Annotated in this window: 13 protein-coding genes and 2 pseudogenes; 3 read left to right on the forward strand and 12 right to left on the reverse strand. The window is 63.9% G+C overall.

What is annotated here, in order from left to right; translation table 11 throughout:
- The first annotated feature begins 90 nt into the window (after window positions 1-90).
- Window positions 91-1,710: an MFS transporter gene (locus tag CH305_RS17945; protein ID WP_052077535.1), complete on the forward strand. Its 1,620-nt coding sequence runs from the start codon at window positions 91-93 to the stop codon at window positions 1,708-1,710.
- Here the strand turns inward: CH305_RS17945 and CH305_RS17950 are convergent.
- The 3 genes from CH305_RS17950 to CH305_RS17960 form a co-directional block, all read right to left on the reverse strand.
- Window positions 1,703-2,599 carry an SDR family oxidoreductase gene (locus tag CH305_RS17950; protein WP_094610051.1) on the reverse strand — a complete coding sequence of 299 codons (897 nt, stop codon included), beginning with the start codon at window positions 2,597-2,599 and terminating at the stop codon, window positions 1,703-1,705. The genes CH305_RS17945 and CH305_RS17950 overlap by 8 nt on opposite strands.
- Before the next feature lie 112 nt (window positions 2,600-2,711).
- Complete coding sequence (locus tag CH305_RS17955) at window positions 2,712-3,074, reverse strand: STAS domain-containing protein (protein WP_032402344.1); 363 nt, start codon at window positions 3,072-3,074, stop codon at window positions 2,712-2,714.
- Between the two features lie 193 nt (window positions 3,075-3,267).
- Window positions 3,268-4,197 carry an aldo/keto reductase family oxidoreductase gene (locus CH305_RS17960; protein WP_094704464.1) on the reverse strand — a complete coding sequence of 310 codons (930 nt, stop codon included), beginning with the start codon at window positions 4,195-4,197 and terminating at the stop codon, window positions 3,268-3,270.
- A gap of 153 nt (window positions 4,198-4,350) precedes the next feature.
- Here CH305_RS17960 and CH305_RS17965 point away from each other — a divergent pair.
- A pseudogene (locus CH305_RS17965) lies at window positions 4,351-4,437 on the forward strand (LacI family DNA-binding transcriptional regulator); the annotation flags it as partial.
- Between the two features lie 65 nt (window positions 4,438-4,502).
- A pseudogene (locus CH305_RS17970) lies at window positions 4,503-5,407 on the forward strand (zinc-binding dehydrogenase); the annotation flags it as partial.
- A gap of 15 nt (window positions 5,408-5,422) precedes the next feature.
- Here the strand turns inward: CH305_RS17970 and CH305_RS17975 are convergent.
- The 9 genes from CH305_RS17975 to CH305_RS18015 all read right to left on the reverse strand — a co-directional run bounded on the left by CH305_RS17975 (window position 5,423) and on the right by CH305_RS18015 (window position 16,479).
- Window positions 5,423-6,007 (reverse strand): hypothetical protein, encoded by a 585-nt coding sequence (locus CH305_RS17975; protein ID WP_032402346.1) that lies wholly within the window; start codon window positions 6,005-6,007, stop codon window positions 5,423-5,425.
- 106 nt (window positions 6,008-6,113) lie between these two features.
- Window positions 6,114-7,199 carry a glycosyltransferase family 4 protein gene (locus tag CH305_RS17980; RefSeq protein WP_094704465.1) on the reverse strand — a complete coding sequence of 362 codons (1,086 nt, stop codon included), beginning with the start codon at window positions 7,197-7,199 and terminating at the stop codon, window positions 6,114-6,116.
- Window positions 7,200-7,238: 39 nt separating this feature from the next.
- Complete coding sequence (locus CH305_RS17985) at window positions 7,239-8,504, reverse strand: hypothetical protein (RefSeq protein WP_256983854.1); 1,266 nt, start codon at window positions 8,502-8,504, stop codon at window positions 7,239-7,241.
- A complete protein-coding gene (locus tag CH305_RS17990; RefSeq protein WP_032402348.1) occupies window positions 8,491-9,600 on the reverse strand; it encodes a glycosyltransferase in 1,110 nt (369 codons plus the stop codon). Before CH305_RS17990 ends, CH305_RS17985 begins: the two co-directional genes overlap by 14 nt.
- Window positions 9,590-10,855, reverse strand: a complete 1,266-nt coding sequence (locus CH305_RS17995; RefSeq protein ID WP_256983856.1) for a hypothetical protein — start codon at window positions 10,853-10,855, stop codon at window positions 9,590-9,592. Before CH305_RS17995 ends, CH305_RS17990 begins: the two co-directional genes overlap by 11 nt.
- A gap of 243 nt (window positions 10,856-11,098) precedes the next feature.
- Window positions 11,099-12,625, reverse strand: coding sequence for a flippase (locus CH305_RS18000; RefSeq protein WP_094704466.1), 1,527 nt, complete (start codon window positions 12,623-12,625; stop codon window positions 11,099-11,101).
- Entirely contained in the window at window positions 12,625-13,677 is a 1,053-nt protein-coding gene (locus CH305_RS18005; RefSeq protein ID WP_037151095.1) for a glycosyltransferase family 1 protein, read from the reverse strand. Before CH305_RS18005 ends, CH305_RS18000 begins: the two co-directional genes overlap by 1 nt.
- Window positions 13,587-14,960, reverse strand: coding sequence for an O-antigen ligase (locus CH305_RS18010; protein ID WP_032402351.1), 1,374 nt, complete (start codon window positions 14,958-14,960; stop codon window positions 13,587-13,589). The genes CH305_RS18005 and CH305_RS18010 overlap by 91 nt, the downstream gene beginning before the upstream one ends.
- A 40-nt stretch (window positions 14,961-15,000) precedes the next feature.
- Entirely contained in the window at window positions 15,001-16,479 is a 1,479-nt protein-coding gene (locus tag CH305_RS18015) for a sugar transferase (RefSeq protein WP_032402352.1), read from the reverse strand.
- Window positions 16,480-16,601 lie beyond the last annotated feature (122 nt).

The raw sequence follows: 16,601 nt of genomic DNA on the forward strand, positions 1-16,601 counted from the left end.
CGGTAGCGGTTGGCCCTGTTGCTATAACACCCAGTTACAGTTACTTTCCCTTCGGGAACTATGCCGATCGTCATAGTCGAAGGGATCCTGATGTCGTTGCCTACAACTTCCCGTCACCGAGCAGATGCCCCGCCGCGGAGTCGGCGATACCTGGCGCTGCTCGTCATCTGCACAGCTGAGTTGCTCGTCGTTCTCGACAACACCGTCGTCAACGTTGCGCTGCCCTCCATGGGGTTGCAGCTTCGTGCCGATATCAGCGGGCTTCAGTGGGTGGTCGACGCGTACACGCTGACGTTTGCCGGACTGTTGCTTGCGTTCGGTCACCTCGGTGATCGCTATGGCCGAAAGAGGGTCATGATTTTCGGGCTGGCCGGTATCGCGGTCATGTCCGTCGGCGGCGCTCTTGCCGCGGATCTAGGGCAGGTCGTCCTGGCTCGGGCGGCGATGGGTGTGTGTGCGGCAGCAGTGTTCCCGGCAACGCTCGCGCTGATCATCAATATCTTCACCGACGCCAAGGAGCGGGCGCTGGCCATCGCCGCCTGGACCGCGATGGCAGGTTTCGCGATCGCTATCGGTCCCACAGCAGGCGGTTTTCTGCTCGAGCACTTCTCGTGGCACTCGGTGTTCTGGATCAATGTTCCTGTGGCGCTGTCGGTTCTGATAGCCGCTGTGTGGTGTGTCCCGGAATCGCGGGCCGAGCATGTCGGGAAATACGACCCGCTGGGCATCGCGCTGTCGTTGGCCGGTATCACGGTGCTGGTGTGGGCGATCATCGAAGCGCCGCACAATGGATGGTTGTCTGCGACGAGTGTCGTTGCCTATGTTGCCGGTGCCGTCGCTCTTGCCGGGTTCGTCTGGTGGGAGCTCCGGACACCATCCCCGGTGCTGGACCTGAATCTGTTTCGGAACAGGCGGTTCTCGTTGCCGGCCTTGGCGATTGCCGTCGCCTATTTCAGTATGTTCGGGTTCCTTTTCATGATCACCCAGTACTTCCAAGGCGTGATGGAGCTGACGCCGCTGCAGTTCGGCATCCACTCGTTGCCCTTCGCGGTGTCCATCGCGATCGGCGCACCCATGGCCACGGTGATCGCACAGCGCATCGGAACCACGGCCGTGATCGTCTTCGGCTTGGTGGTGATGAGCGTCGGGATGTTCATCGCCGGCCAGGTGAAGGTCGAAACCCCTTATCTGGGACCGGTTGTGGTGTCGATGGTGCTGATGGGCCTCGGTTTGGCAATCGTGCAAGGCCCGGCCACCGAATCGATCATGTCTTCGGTGTCGCTCGACGAAGCAGGTGCCGGCTCCGCGGTGAACGACACCACCCGGGAGGTCGGCGGAACCCTCGGAGTTGCCGTCCTCGGATCCATCGTCGCGTCGATCTACACCGCACAGGTGAGTCCGAAGATCGACGCGATACCCGACGCGATCATGGAGCCGTACCAAAAAGCGTTCGCTCGCGAAACGGTTGTCAGCGTCATCGAGATCGTGAAAGCGCCCACCAACCCGATCTTCGCGACGCAGAAAGCGGACCTGATCTACGCGATGAAGGCGGCCTCGTTGGAAGGCTTTCAGCTCGCATCGTTCGTCACAGTCGGGGCCGCCATGACGTGCGCGATCGCTGTTGCGCTGTTCCTGCCCTGGCGACGACCCGAGGGTAGCGGTGTGCTTCTGGCGTGGCGCGACCACACGGACGCCGACGGGGTCAGTTGAAGGGCGTGCCGCCGGTGACGGCGATGGTCTCGCCCGTGATGTAGCTCGACTCGTTCGATGCCAGGAACACGTACGCCGGAGCCAGTTCCGCGGGGTGGCCGGGTCGTCCGAGAGGAACGGTTTCGCCGAACTTCTCGTACTTCTCGGCCGGCATCGTAGCCGGGATCAGTGGGGTCCAAATCGGTCCTGGCGCAACGGCGTTGACTCGAATACCACGCGCTGCCAGGTCGCCGGCGAGTCCCTTGGTGAAGGCTACGATTCCCGCTTTGGTGGTGGCGTAGTCCATCAGCTCCGGAGATGGATTCGATGCCTGAATCGAGGTGGTGTTGATGATGGTCGCCCCAGCGTCCATCGTTTCTGCAGCGCGTTTGGAGATCCAGAACAGGGCGTACAGATTGGTCTTGAGCACGCGATCGAACTGCTCGGTGGTGATGTCGGCGATGCCGCCCATCTGGGCCATCTGAAACGCGGCGTTGTTGACGACGATATCGAGTCCGCCCAGAACGTCGGACGCGGTGTCCACCAGCTGGACACACTGATCTTCGTCGGTCACGTCACACGCGATCGCCCTGCCTGCTCGGCCTGCACTCTCGATCAGGTCGACGGTGGCCTGAGCGTCAGGACCCTCGGACTCGAGATGAGCGATGACGACATCGGCCCCTTCGCGAGCAAAAGCCAGTGCGACGGCCCTCCCGATTCCCGAATCGCCGCCGGTGACCAGGGCCTTACGACCGTGCAGACGGTCCGATCCCCGGTAGGAGTTCTCGCCGTGATCGGGGGCGGTCACCATGTCGCGCGTCAGCCCGGGGTGGTCCAAGCGATTCTGCTCTGCCCGCTCCGGCATCGGGAATGCGGAAGTGGGGTCGGTCTTGCTGAACTGGTCGGACATTGTCGATCCTCGCCTCGGTGCATGAAGTGCTCCGGACGGCGATACGACAGCCGCCCCGGAGTCGCTGTCCACCGAGGGTTTGCCGGATGCGGCCTTCTGCAAACCTGGGCCGTCAGTACCGACGCGGATCCGTCACGATCGCCGCCGCACCCAGGGCTTCGAGAATCATGCGCGCCGGCCGCGTCGGCGCGAAGACTTCGAGCCGGCCGGCGCTGCGGGAAGCGGCGTCGATGATCACGCTGGCTGCGCCGGAGTAGATGAACGACACCGCCGACAAGTCCAGCAGCACAACGGTTTCCTTGTGCAGGGCCTCCCGGATTGCGTGTTCCAGATCGGCACGGGAGTTCAGCTCGAGATCGCCGGTTGCCCGGACGACAGTCAGGTCTGCCGAGTACGACTCGGTCGTGATCGAGTAGCCGGGACGGCTGCGCACGATGGGTGCGATTCGAGATTCGAGGTGGTCGGTGACAGTCACGGTGCGAACCTCTCAGTTCGGATGGCCTAGCGACCGGCATGCTCTGGGTGGAACCCGAGGGCTACAGGTTCCGTCGTATGCCGTGCGGCAATCCTGACAGCGCAACGTCACCGAATCGAGGCCTCCCCATCACGGAGCGATAGCGAGTGAGTAACGAGATGGTAACGGTGGATGTGACGCAGCTGAGCAACGCTCAGGGCAAGGTGTGACCTGCGGCGACGAAGAGTCGGTACCACTCCTGCCTGGTCAAACGCAGGTCCGAACCTGCGGCGGCCTCGACCACTCGATCGGGATTCGTGGTGCCCAGCACAACCTGAATGTTCGCGGGATGTCGAGTGATCCAGGCTGTCGCGATCGCCGACGGGGTCGAGCCGTGCGACTCGGCAATCTCATCGAGTGCGGTGTTGAGTTCTGGATAGTTCACTCGGTCTCCTACGAAGACGCCGGAGGCGCTACCGCTCTGAAAGGGCGACCACGCCTGCAAGGTGATGCCGCGCGCCCTCGCGTAGTCCAACAATCCGTTGTCGCGATCGATCGATTGATCCTCCGAGCTCATGTTGGCGGTCAGGCCGGCCGCGATCAGGGGGGAATGAACGATGCTCAGCTGCACTTGATCGAACAGAATCGGTTGTTCCACAGCGGTCTTCAGTAACTCGATCTGTCCGGGTGTGTGATTGGAGACGCCGAAGGTCAAGACCTTGCCCGACGCGTGCAGCTCGTCGAACGCCGCCGCCACGTCCTCCGGTTCGACGAGGCTGTCCGGTCGATGCAGCAGCAACGTGTCCAGATGATCGACACCGAGTGCAGTGAGGGATTCTTCGACCGTGGCGACGATGTGATCCTTGGAGAAATCGAACCAGCCTTCGCGAATGCCAACCTTGCTCTGAATCTCGACGCGCTCGCGCTGGGCCGGAGTCAGCTTCACCGCATCTCCGAATCGCTTCTCGCACGTGTGCGGGGTGCCGCCGTAGATGTCGGCGTGGTCGAACACGGTGACGCCCACGTCGAGGGCGGTGTCCACCAGCCTTCTGATCTGGTTCTCGTCCAGATCGGTGATGCGCATGAACCCCAGCACGATGCTCGAGACGCTTGCGCCGGTCTGGGGGAGGGGAAAGGTGCGCACGGTGGATCTCCTGTTCGCCGGTCGAGCTGTCGGGTCGAGTCTGTCAAAGACGGGCGGGCCGCTACCTCCAGGCTTTTGCGCAAGGTGTTGACAATATTGCGCAATACCTGCATTCGTTGTGCTCAGCATCACAAACAACATCCGAGGTGAACCATGGCACCCACCCTCACACAGGTGGCGCAACAGGCAGGTGTGTCGTTGTCGACGGCGTCGCGCGCCTTCAGCAATCCGGACCGTATCGGTGCAGACACGCTGGCCCCGTCGACCTGTCTTGGCACGACAGTTTCGACCTCGATGCGATTGCTGCCGACATCGCCGACTGGCAGCACGGTGCGGCAGGACAATCGGTGTTGAAGCGCCGATGAGGTTGGGCCACGAGGCATCGGGAACGGTGGTTCGCCGTGCCGAGGACGGTAGCGGACCCGTCGAGGGCACCACGGTGACGTTCCACCCGGCAACACCGGGCGGAACGGGCGCGAAGTATCCGGCGGATCGTCCGAACCTGTCGCCCGGGTGTCGGTACATGGGCAGTGCCGCGCAGGTACCGCACAACGACGGACTCTTCATCGGGCACGTCGCCGTCCCGACACGGATGCTCAGAGCATTGCCCGAGGGACTCGATCTGAGGATCGCAGCGTTGGCCGAGCCTGCGAGCGTCGCTTGGCACGCCGTCGAGCGCGCCGCCGACGTCTCGGGCAAGACCGTCCTCGTCGTGGGCACCGGCCCGATCGGTGCCCTCATCGTGGCGGTCGCCGCGCGGGCGGGTGCGGCACACATCGTGGCGGCCGACCTGACGGAGTTCTCGCTCGACGTGGCACGTGCACTCGGGGCGCATCGAACTATCGATGCTCGCGAGTCCGCAGCGATCGCCTCCGTGGAGGCGGACGTCACGTTCGAGTGCTCGGGCAACCACCGCGGCCTCGCTTCGGCGATCGACGGCACCATGCGCGGCGGGCGAGTGGTCATGGTCGGGCTACCGCCGGCGGGGGATCAGCCGGTGCCGGTGTCGCTGGCGATCACCCGCGAGATAGACCTGGTCGGATCCATCCGTTTCAACGACGAGATGGACGATGTCATCGAGGCTTTGGCGGACGGCTCTCTCGACGTCGAAGCCGTCATCACAGCGGAGTATCCCGTTGCGGAGGCGCTCGACGCCTTCGCGCTGGCTGCGGACGCGTCTCGATCGAGCAAGGTCCTACTGACTTTCTGATCGAGTGTCCGGTCGTTACTCGAATTCCAGGCGCATGGATTGCGTCGTGGCCTGGAGTATCACCACGAAGCCGGTCAGCGTCACCACGATCGGTGCCCACAGAACAACCGCGACGAATATGTCCACGTCTCGCTCCATCACGATGAACACCGCAACGATGGACGTGCCGGCCAAGCACAGTGCGATGTGCGCGGCCAAACGCCACTTGTCGAAGAAGAAGCCGGCCAGCATTCCAATGGGGATGAGGAACGTGCATTTCCCGAGCGTGACCTCGGGTGCGAAGTTCGCTGTGATGGTGGCTCCGAAGATCGCGATGTCGGCAATGACGACGAAGGCGAACGCCTGCCCGAGTGTCGGCCACGGGCCGAACCACCAGAACGCGCCCATGATGTACGCGGCGATCATGGAGGTCCATTGCACGATCGACGGGAGCGGTGTGGTGGCGCCGTAGCCGTATGCCAGCTCGAGGGTGACCACAAGGGCCATGGACAGAGCAGCCGCCGAGACGATGCGTTTGACCACAGTGGTGATGGCGAGAGACGTCATCACCCCGACGCCCCACTGATAATGCTCGTTCGATCTGGTCGCAGCGCGAGTCATTTCGGCCCCTATCGTTCCAATCGGCAACCGATTGAAACACAGCCGTGATTGCGGGGATCGACTTTCGCCGAGTCCCCACTCGTATCCTGTCCGTTCGGCTTTTCGGTCAGCTGGTCAAGCGTGCCAACAGTTCGGGGAGCGTCTCACCGATGTCGTGGCGGCTTGCGACTCGGTATCTCGCGGCGCTGCCGAGAGCGCGACGTCGATCCGAATCGCCGATGACGGTCGAGATTGCACCGGCGAGGGCGGCAGCGTCACCGGGTGCGACGAGAATCCCGGCACCGTCGGCGAGGAACTCGTGGGTGCCACCGTGGTCGGTTCCGATCACCGGAAGTCCGTACGACATTGCTTCGAGCACCGACAACGGACCGGCCTCCGGTGACGTACTTGCCGAGACGACCACATCCCATCTGCGCAGCGCCGATGGGGCGTCGGTGTGTCCGAGGAACTCGACACGGCCCGCGAGGTCGGGTCGAGATGCTCGCTCGTGGAGCTCCGCGACGTACTCGCGGTCACCGGGGAAGCTCCCCCCTGCCAGTTCGACACGAATATCGGGGAGGGTGGCCACGGCGTCGAGCAGTACTCGATGGCCCTTCCACGGCGTGAGGAGGGCGAGTATGCCGACAACCGGCGGGGAATGCAGCTCGCCGCCGAAACGCGGTACCGGCCACGTGACTCCGTTGTGTGAGACCACGACCGGAAGGCCGGCCGCACGGAGAGGTACCGCAGTGGCTTCCGATACGGAAACCGCTACCCGAATTGCGGAGCGGGCGTAGCGAACTACCAGACGTTGCTTGAGGGACGTCATGGTGTCGTGGACCAGCCATGAGGCACCGCGGGGCGGGCGGGACAATGCGGCGACCGGGAGGGCGAAGAGCGAGTTGACGACAGTGGCCGTACCCGGCGCGCGGGCAATTGTGCGGACCGAACGTGATGCGATGACCCACCTCGCGACCATGCGTATCGCCGCGATACCTCTGGCCGCTCCTCGTTCGCCACCCAGACCGAGTTCGCCGATGGGGATGTGTCGCGTCGTCCTGGGGACACGATCGGCCAGTGGGCCGTTCGGACACGCGATCACAGTGTCGTGGCCGCGGCGCTCGGCCTCGTCGATCAAGTCCAACAGGACCTTCTCGGCGCCGGAGACCTGCCCGGTGTGGGCCAGGAACAGCACTGTCGAATCTTCGGTCATCTGTAGGCCCGTCTGTGCAGCGAAGGTCGTTCCGGCAGATCAATACACATCGCGGAGCAGCGCCACTGGGTCTTCACACATTCTCCGCAGCGCTGCATCCACGACCGACACGTCGACCATCTTGCTGCAGAACGAGGCCGTGTAGGTTCGCCCACCGGCAACTTCGGCGATGAGCATCGTGCAGCCGTCCGGGCCGTCCGGTTCGAGTGATGCGGCCATCTGCGGGGGTCTGCCGTCATCGGTCCAGTCGAGGTGATCGAACACTCGTACTCGGCCGAGGTCACTGACGGCCAACCGCAACGGCTCTGGAACCTCGACGACCGAATTCTCGTCAGGCAACTGCGCCGAACGTCGAATACGCGACGCCACATCGCGGAGATGTGACATGCCCAGTACTGCGATGGGCCAGCCGGATTCGATCACCTCGCGCATTGCCGTAGCGATGGCGACGGGAGTCGTGCCGGCGGGGAGGTGAAGTGGAATGCCGACGGCAAAGTTCCCGTGCGAACTCTGCTGCGCCGGATCGAGATAGCGCCTGCTGTTGAACAACACCATGATGTGATCGTCGACGTCGACGGCTTCTGCTCGAAGTGCAGCGCTCCACAGGGCAATCGATATCGACGCAGGGGTCGCTCCAGGCAGGTTCTCGGCCGTCCAGTGCTTGAGTTCGTCGACTACGGCTCTGCTCATGTACCCGGCTCGGCTGACTTTTCCGGCTTCCCAGTTCTCGATCCGGCGCCGGGGACCGGACCCGCCGTTCGTCTCCGACCGATGGCGAGCGCGCAGTGCCCAGAAGTCGGCCAGTGTCTTCGGATTTCGAGAGTAGTGACGCCAGAGAGCTTTCCACGTCGTGCTCGGCGGCAAGCCTGCGGCCAGTCCCGGAACCAATGACCCGTCGGCATCGTCGCAGAATGCCGCCAACATCAGGACGCCGATCTGGCCGTCCCCGATTCCGTGCGAATAGTCGACAGCGAGATGGTCGTCGAACACGACCACTTCGAGTGGACCGCGGGTACCTCTTCGAGATCGAATGTCGGTCAGTATCTGCCCCAGGTCTTCGGTGGGGCTGCTGCTCGAGATGACATTGTCGCCGGCGATGTCGCTGCGGTACCGCCACCGTCGGGCATCCGACCGTGGTTCCAGCGCGATGTGCGGTGCCGCGTCGACGTGTTCGGCGGCGGTGAGCGTTCGACGCGTGCGCTCTATGTCGAGTCCGCGAACGGGGCCGACCGCGGTGACTATTCGGGTATCGGCGAACACGCGATCCAGCGCGGTCGAGCGGTAACTACGTTCAGCGGACGGCATCGACGACCTCCTGCATACGACTCCGGAAGTTGGCCCGCGAGAAGCCCTCGGCCCATGCGCGAATTTCACTGCGGTCGAAGTCTTCGGGAGTGAACGACCGCATGGCGTCGGCGAACCCGGCGACGACTGCCTCGTCGGTGCCCGGCTGCACATGCAGGCCGGTCTTGCCTGGAATCACGGAGTCCATGGCACCGCCGTCACCCAACGCGATGACCGGGGTTCCGGTTGCCATGGACTCGACGGGGACGATGCCGAAGTCTTCTACTCCGGGCATCAGAAGGGCACGCGTCGTTCGATGAAGTTCGAGGAGCTTCTCGTGTGAAACCCGTCCCAGAAAGGTCGTTTTCGGTCCGGCCAGCTCCCGGCAGGCGTCCATCGCACGGCCGTCTCCCGCCACCACGAGGGGCACGTCGGCCTCGGCGGCGGCGCGTACCGCGATGTCGGGACGCTTGTAGGGGACGAGTCGGCCGGCGAGCAGGAAGAAGTTCTCACGCTCGATCGACGGGTCTGGAGTGAAGCCCTGGGTGTCCACCGGCGGATGGACCACCACGGCGTCGTCGCGCCCCCACCAGTCTTCGATCCGACGAGCGACCGCAGTCGAGTTGGCTACCACGGTCGTCAGTTTCGGTGCGGCAGCGATCTCACATCGACGGGCTACGGCCGACAGCGCCGTCAAAATCGCCGCTCCGGCTCTGCCGCCGCCTTCGCCTGCGCGCAGTTCGGGGTCCCAGGCCCACCGTGCGGGGCTGTGTACGTAGGCGATCACCGGGGAGTCGGTGGCGAACACGGCCTGAGTTGCAAAGGCGTGATGGCTCACCACCACTGCATCGAAACCGCGGAGCGGCATGCGGCGAAAGGCCAACGGCATCAACGGAAGAACAGGTGCGTACGACCGTTGGCCCAAAGCGCTGTACACGCGATCGAGGCCGGACGTGTGCGGCTCGCGGCTTATTCCCGACGGAACCCCGGACGGCCGGGAGATGGGTGCGAACACCTCGGCCGCGGGCCAGTGCAGGGCAAGTTGTTCGATGACGTGCTCGGATCCGGCGATTTCGGTGAATCGTTCGTGAACGACGGCAATTCTGTCAGCTGGCATTGCGTTGGCCTTCCGGCGCGATCGTCTGCGCGGTCTGTTCCGCTCGTCGGGTCGAGGTCTTGTTCTGCAATACCAGGTGTACGGGAATGTCGAAGTCTCCCAGTCGCCGCAGCGTCGTAGTTGCTGCCTTCTTGTCTCGTCCACGTTTCGACACCAGCACCACGACGGTCTCGACATCACCCACGTCGGTGTACTGCCACCACTGTTCCGACAGGCCGAATTCCGCTGTGGCTTCGTGATGTCCGGTTGTCGGCCCCTGACCCCGTGTCGACTCGAAGACCGCACCGTCCCCGACCAACAGGAGAATCACGCTGTCGCCCTTGGGAGCAGCGTGTCGCGCACTTCTGGACGCAGGCCGGTCGCCGCGCTCGAGGGCCGCAATCCGTGAAGCGACGACGGGGGGCATGGTGTCGCCGGCTGCCTGGTCGAAGTGTGCACCGTACTTGCGGGACACGCGCCGCGCCCAGGAGCGAGAGGGCGTGCGGCCGAATCGTCCTCGAAGCAACACGATCAGTTCGGCCGCGACGATGAGGGCAGCGAGAGCTGCGACGAGTGCCTCCGAGACCGGTTTCGGTGAGACCGGAGTGGTGCTCTGCTCGGGGTTTGACAACACAACCAGTCGATCTCCACTCGCAGCGGCCTCGAGTTCACTCTGGCGGGTGCGTAGTTCGGCCAGCTCGGACAGTGATGCAGCCCGATTGGGATCGTCGGCGGCGAGAGCGTTCACCTGCGCCTGTTTCGCGTCGATGGCGGACTGTCCCTCGTCTGTTCGCTCCTGCGAGTCGCGGATCGCATTGTCCGAGGCGGTACTTGCCATCGTCGACACCATCGCCTCGGCAAGATCTGCGGCGAGTTCGGGGGATCGGGTCGTCACGGTCACGGTCAGCAGCGCGGGCGAGGTACCGGGAGAGAGCTCTACGCTCGAGGCCAGTTCCGCCGCGTCCATACCGGCGTCCACCTGTGAGAGGACCTGATCTAGCACGCCGCGATCGGTTGCCAATTCGATGAACGGTGCACGCATCTGCTCGATGAACGCGTCACCGGGAACGAGGGCCTGGACCGGTTCGATCTCGGCGACGATCGACGCGGCGTACTGCTTGTCGGTGAGCTCGCTCCTGAGGTAGAACACGCCCGCACCGACCAGTGCCGCAATGATCACGGCGGGCAGCAGTGCCCGGCCGAGCTCACGCATGTGTCCCGCGAGGTCGATCGGTGGGGGCACGTCGCCCCGGTGTACGGCATCGTGGACGGACATCAACCGCGTACCCTTCCGTCGTCGATGCGAGCGGATGTACCGCTTCGGTGATTCGTGGAGCCGATGGGCTCGATGATAGCCGGGCACCGGCGCTGTTCGCGTAGCCGTGCCGTTCGCGAATGGAGCTGCATATCAACAACATTGGAATAACATGCGCAGCGGTCCGAAAAAATCGTGAAACCGAACTTCGACTCCGCAGCGCGCGGACCGAATCGGGTGATGTGTCCGATGTACCTGTGGGCCTCACTGGGAGCGTGCACGGTGTCGTCCTTTCTCGGCTGATCCCGGCAACGGTGACTCGACGAGTCCGATGGCGACGAACGCGTACAGCGAGATCGCGACCAGTAGGGCTGCCGCAACGGAAACGAGCAGCCACAGACCGGGGTAGTGCTGTACCAGGAACCAGCCCCCGACCGTCGTGGCGACGGCGATCACGACGACGATCGAAATGGACTGCAACGGAAACAGTCTGGGGACGGGCATGCTTCGAGCAATCACGATCCACAGCAGGACGAGGGTGGTTCCGATCGTCGCGACCGTGGACACAGCAGCTCCGTCGTACGACATCCGCGGGATCAATACGAGGTTCAACCCGATGTTCAGGGCCAGACCGACCAACGCAACCACGGGGTAGTGACGTTGCATTCCGGCCGATGCGAGCAGAAATATGCCCAGCATCACCAACGACATCAGCGCTGCGCCGATCACGAGCAGACGGGCAGCGTGAGCACCGTCGACGAATCTGTCGCCGTACAGCAGACCGATCAACGGCTCGGCCGACGGTACGAACGCCGCGACAGCCATCGCGCCGAACAGCGCGAACAGCAGTGCGGCCGAACGTGAGCGAGCTCGGAATGCTGTGGTGTCGTGGGGCCACGACGCGACGAGCAAAGTGCTGATCGGTGCCACCGCCGCCAGCACGAAGGTGTCGATCATGTCGGAGAATTTGTAGCCGATGGAATACAGTCCCACGGCCTCGAAGGTGTCGAGGAGGCTGAGCATCAGCATGTCGATCTTGAGCATGGCGATGGTGAGGGCGAAGCCGATCGCCAGCGGCACGGCCTCTCTCAGATACGGCCCCCAGCGGCGCACTTCGATGTGTCTCGACGGTCGCAGCCCCATGGAACGGTTGCCTATACCGAAACCCTTCGTGACCAGCTTGAACACTTCGTTGACCACTGCTGGAAGCACGAAGATGAGCAGGGTGGGGGCCAGCACGGCCGCCAGCACGGTCAAGGCCAATTGTATTGCCTGGCCCGCACTTTCGGCCACGGCCACCAGCACCAGGCGGTGACGGCTCTGGAAGAGGACGCTCAAGGCGTGGCCCGGTGTGGCGAACACGACCACCAATCCGCCGAGCGATGTCGCGAGCACCACCTCCGCCGGATACTGCAGTAGGAGAACGTACGCGACTGCCAGCACGTACCCCACCAACCCGAGGACGGTACGCAGAGCCAGGAACGACGACGCCGTTCGACCGATCTCTTCGGGATCGTCGTCCATCAGTTTCGCCAGCACGACGCGTCCGACTCCCAGATCGGTGACGACGGACATCAAGCCGAGCAGTGCGAAGACGAAGCTGAACTGACCCCAGTCGTCCGGTCCGAGGGATCGCGCGATGACGACGCTGCCTGCCCATCCCAGGGCTGCGATGATCACTCGGCTGATCAGGACGGCAATCGTGGCTTTGGCCGCAGCTTTCGGATCCGCGGCGACTGCGCGGTAGTCGGGGGGCTGCTCGGTGCCGTCGAGTGCGAGGTCCTCGGCCATCAGACCGCGCCTGCGGCTCGATACGCGTCGGCAGTGAGTTCCGCTGTTCGACGCCAGCTGATCCGGCGTGAGGCTTCGGCCGCAGCTCCGACGAGGGCGGCGCGGGCGTCCTCGTCGAATGCGATGGGCCGCATGGCCCGTACCCAGTCGTCCACGTTCTCCGACTTCACCAGAACGGCACCGTCACCCACGACATCGGGTAGGGCTCCGACTGCGCTGGCGACCACGGCACCGCCGCACGCCATCGCCTCGACCGGTGGGAGTCCGTAACCCTCGTACCGAGAGGCGTAGGCGGTCACGGTCGCAGCAGCGTAGAGCGCCGGGAGGTCCGTGACGTCGACGTAGCCCAGACCATGCGAATTGTGCGGGGCGCTCGGCCCGGTGGAACCGGCACCGGCCAACACGCACGGTAGTCCGATCTCCTCCGCCGCATCGGCCACCAGTCGAACGTTCTTGCGTGGCTCCACTGTTCCGACCTGCAGGACGAATCGATCCGGCAGAGCGAACTTGTTGCGGACGGCGTCCACCTCGGCGTCGGTGGGAACGGCCGCCCATGCGGCCGGTGCCAGCCCGACGACAGTGGCTTCGCGGCCGCTGACTGCTTCGATCCGATCGGCGGTGAATCGCGATACCGCTATCAACAGATCTGCACGACGCAGCGCATGGCGAACCAGCCGCTGTTCACCCGCCGCCCTGAATCGGCTCGATGCCGACGGCATGTCGATGACGGAAAGGTCGTGCACCGTCGCGACAGTGAAGGCTTTCGTGAGCAGTGGGAGATCGACGTCCAGCCCATGAACCACATCGCACGCTCCGAGGGGGAGTGCTCCGAGTACTGCCCGAGCCGCACCGCTCGAGACGGGTCGCTCGATCGGCCGCACCGAGGGCGGGAGCTCGCTCACTGCGTCGCGCTGCACCGATGCGGCGAGGTCGGCATTCGGCAGGCAGTGCGGTAGCTCGTTCAGTAGTTCGCGTATGTAGGTCTGTACGCCGCTTCCGCCCGGTCGGAGGGCGAGCGCCCCGAAGACGATTCGTGTTGCGCTGCTGCGCATCCCACCACTCCTAACAAGAGCCAGAAATAGACATCGATCGGAAAGATCTCGAAGTACGTCGAGACGAGACTGGCGAACATGGCTGCGACGATCGACGCACCGACTCCCAGCGCCAGTGCGCCGTCACCACCGGGCAGTGTCCGCGACAGGCGCGTGCACCACAGCAGCGACGTGACGAGTAAGGCGACCACGACCCACAGACCGATGGGGCCGAGTTCGAGCAGCGCCTTCACGTAGTAGTTGTCCGGCTGATAGTTGGTCGACAGACCGGATTGCGTGAACGCCGTGCCCTCGGCAGTGGAAATACGGTCTGCCGCAGAACCACTCGATCCCAGTCCTGTTCCGAACGGATGAACCAAGATGCTCGCGATGATGTTGGCCCAGCCGTCTCCACGCTGACCGAGGCTGCTCGACGAGAAGAAGACCGACGTTATCTTCGGTACGAAGGGAACCGTGACCGCCACGGCCAGTGCCGCCAGAGCAAGAGGTGCAGCGAGGTAGCGGAAACGCACAGCGATCAAGTAGATGGCCCCGACCGCGAGCCCGAGAATTGCTCCTCGCACGATCGAACTGGACATGGCGACCACCATCATCGGAGTCGCCCAGAGGAACAACATGTTTCGGCGTCGGCGCGGATCGGCCAGGGCAACGGCTCCGCCCACGAGCAAGGCCAGCATCACGTACAGCCCGAACGGGAAGGGCAGGTTGAACGTGCTGAACGTTCGGAGCAGGCCGCCCGAGGTTCGCACTTGCGTGCCGTACTCGTACCCGAGCGACACCAGCGCAGCCGGTCCGGCCACAAGTTGTGCGATGCCCACCGCCGAGGTGAACACACCCATACCCATCAGGATGGAGACGAGGTGATCGCGATCCTTCGCGTCGAACGGTGCGAACCACATCACGACAACCAGCAGAACGTAGAAGAACGTCACCTTGATACCGAATATGCCGACGATGCCGAACGTGGCGAACGCGGAGATGCTGCCGAGTACGACGAACAGGGCCGCCGCCGGCCACCACGGCATGAACACCCGAGGCGTCGAGCCACGGACGTGTCGCGGTCGGCGCAACCACGCACACAGAACCGTGAAGACGACAAGACCTTCCTTCCAACCGGACACCACGCCGGGCAGGGGAACGAGAACCAGAAGGCCGTGCAGTGGAACGAATGCCGCGAGCAACAGTATTCCGCGCTGGGGTCGCCGGTAGATCGTCACAGCAACTGCGCAACCGAGCGCGACGACCACCACCGCGCCGAAACCGATGGCGACGTACGTGATCACGGGGTGACCCGAACCTGGCCGTATTCGGCGTAGACCACGATCAGTCCTCGGCGCGTTTCAGAACGGCCAGCACTGTGAGGAACAGGATCTTGATATCGAGCCAGACGGACCAGTTCTCGATGTAGTAGTTGTCCCACTCCGCGCGGTCGGCAATGGAGGTCTGGCCGCGAAGGCCGTGAACCTGAGCCCATCCCGTCACACCGGCCTTGACGCGGTGGCGTTCGCCGTATCGACGGATCTGCATTTCGAACAGGTCGACGTACTCGGGTCGTTCCGGCCGAGGGCCGACCAGACTCATGTCACCGCGAATGACATTGATCAGCTGGGGAAGTTCATCCAACGAGGTCTGTCGCATGATCTTTCCGATACGGGTGCGCCGATCGACTCCCTCGACGCCACCGGGCGCGTCCCCGGCCTTTCGCTCGAACGCGGCGTCCGATGCGCGCGGGGGCCGCATGGAGCGAAACTTCAGGCAATCGAAGGGCAATCCGTCCCGCCCGATCCGCTCCTGCGCGAAGAAGATCGGGCCGGGGGAGCTCAGGCGCACGAGCAGCATCAGCGTCAGGAAGACGGGGGAGAGCAGCAGGAGACCGAATGCCGTCAGGACTCGATCGAGAACACCTTTGAGGGCGAACTGCCACCCCTTGGGGTTCACGTGCGGCAGCACCATCAACGGCAGGCCGCCGATGTGCTCGACGCGAGTGTTGACGCCGACGGCGTCGTACAACCTGGGCACCACCCACACCCGCATACCGAGCCGATGCGCAGTTCTGATCGCTCCGACCAGGACTCGGTCTTCTGTCGGAGCGAATGCAACGATCAGTTCTTCCGCACCGGTCCTACGCGCAACTGCCTCGAAATCGCCCGGCAGCCCGAGGTGTGGCAGATCGGGTAGCTCGCTTTGCGGCGAGACGTCGGCGATCGGGGCATCGCCGACGTAACCGACCGGAGCAAGACCGTACTCGGGAAATTGTCTTGTGCGAGAAACGAGTTGATGTGCGATCGGATCGTTGCCGAGCACGATGGCCGGTGCCGCGGATCCGAACTTGGTGCGAAGCAAGCGCTGGACGACGACGCGGATCAGACGTGCGATCGCAATCGTGAGCGCGCTCAGCAACCACAGTCGCAACACGACCGCGCTGGGCCGGTAGTCGGTGTCGGCCAGGAACATCACGACCGTCAAAGCGAGCGACGCGAACGCAACAGCCGTTTCGGCCGGCCCTATCTCGTCGAGGAAGTTGCGACGTAGGCTGCGCCGGTACATCGACTTGCCGGCCATGATTCCGATGAGTAGTGGCAGGAACAGCCATGGGAGCCAGCCGGTGTCGGTGAGACTGCCCGAATGCCACAGTAGCGCTCCGATCAAAGCAACGGCACCGGCGAGCACATCCACCGCGACGGTGATCGCGGTGTTGAGCGGATCGACCCGTAGTCGGTCCACCAGTGTGCGGCGGACCGCAGCGGTGTCGGGCTCGACAGACCGCGGGCGAGTGTGCGGTGATTCGAGTGTTTCGGGCACAGCGTCTTCCCGGTGGCTAGTTTCGGATGGGTAAGTCTTTGATATCCCATTGAATGTATACCGCTGAGAAAGAGGTCACCCGGTCGACTTCATGAAAAAAACCCGAGGTCGGTTGTAGGCCG

Origin of the sequence: Rhodococcus sp. 15-649-2-2 (genome assembly GCF_002258645.1) — a bacterium.
Taxonomy (GTDB): Bacteria; Actinomycetota; Actinomycetes; order Mycobacteriales; family Mycobacteriaceae; genus Rhodococcoides.

Excerpts from the sequence above, each read along its gene's own strand:
- CH305_RS17945 (WP_052077535.1), top strand. The coding sequence starts at position 91 with ATGTCGTTGCCTACAACTTCCCGTCACCGAGCAGATGCCCCGCCGCGG.
- CH305_RS17950 (WP_094610051.1), bottom strand. The coding sequence starts at position 2,599 with ATGTCCGACCAGTTCAGCAAGACCGACCCCACTTCCGCATTCCCGATG.
- CH305_RS17975 (WP_032402346.1), bottom strand. The coding sequence starts at position 6,007 with ATGACTCGCGCTGCGACCAGATCGAACGAGCATTATCAGTGGGGCGTC.
- CH305_RS17980 (WP_094704465.1), bottom strand. The coding sequence starts at position 7,199 with ATGACCGAAGATTCGACAGTGCTGTTCCTGGCCCACACCGGGCAGGTC.
- CH305_RS17985 (WP_256983854.1), bottom strand. The coding sequence starts at position 8,504 with ATGCCGTCCGCTGAACGTAGTTACCGCTCGACCGCGCTGGATCGCGTG.
- CH305_RS17990 (WP_032402348.1), bottom strand. The coding sequence starts at position 9,600 with ATGCCAGCTGACAGAATTGCCGTCGTTCACGAACGATTCACCGAAATC.
- CH305_RS17995 (WP_256983856.1), bottom strand. The coding sequence starts at position 10,855 with ATGTCCGTCCACGATGCCGTACACCGGGGCGACGTGCCCCCACCGATC.
- CH305_RS18000 (WP_094704466.1), bottom strand. The coding sequence starts at position 12,625 with ATGGCCGAGGACCTCGCACTCGACGGCACCGAGCAGCCCCCCGACTAC.
- CH305_RS18005 (WP_037151095.1), bottom strand. The coding sequence starts at position 13,677 with ATGCGCAGCAGCGCAACACGAATCGTCTTCGGGGCGCTCGCCCTCCGA.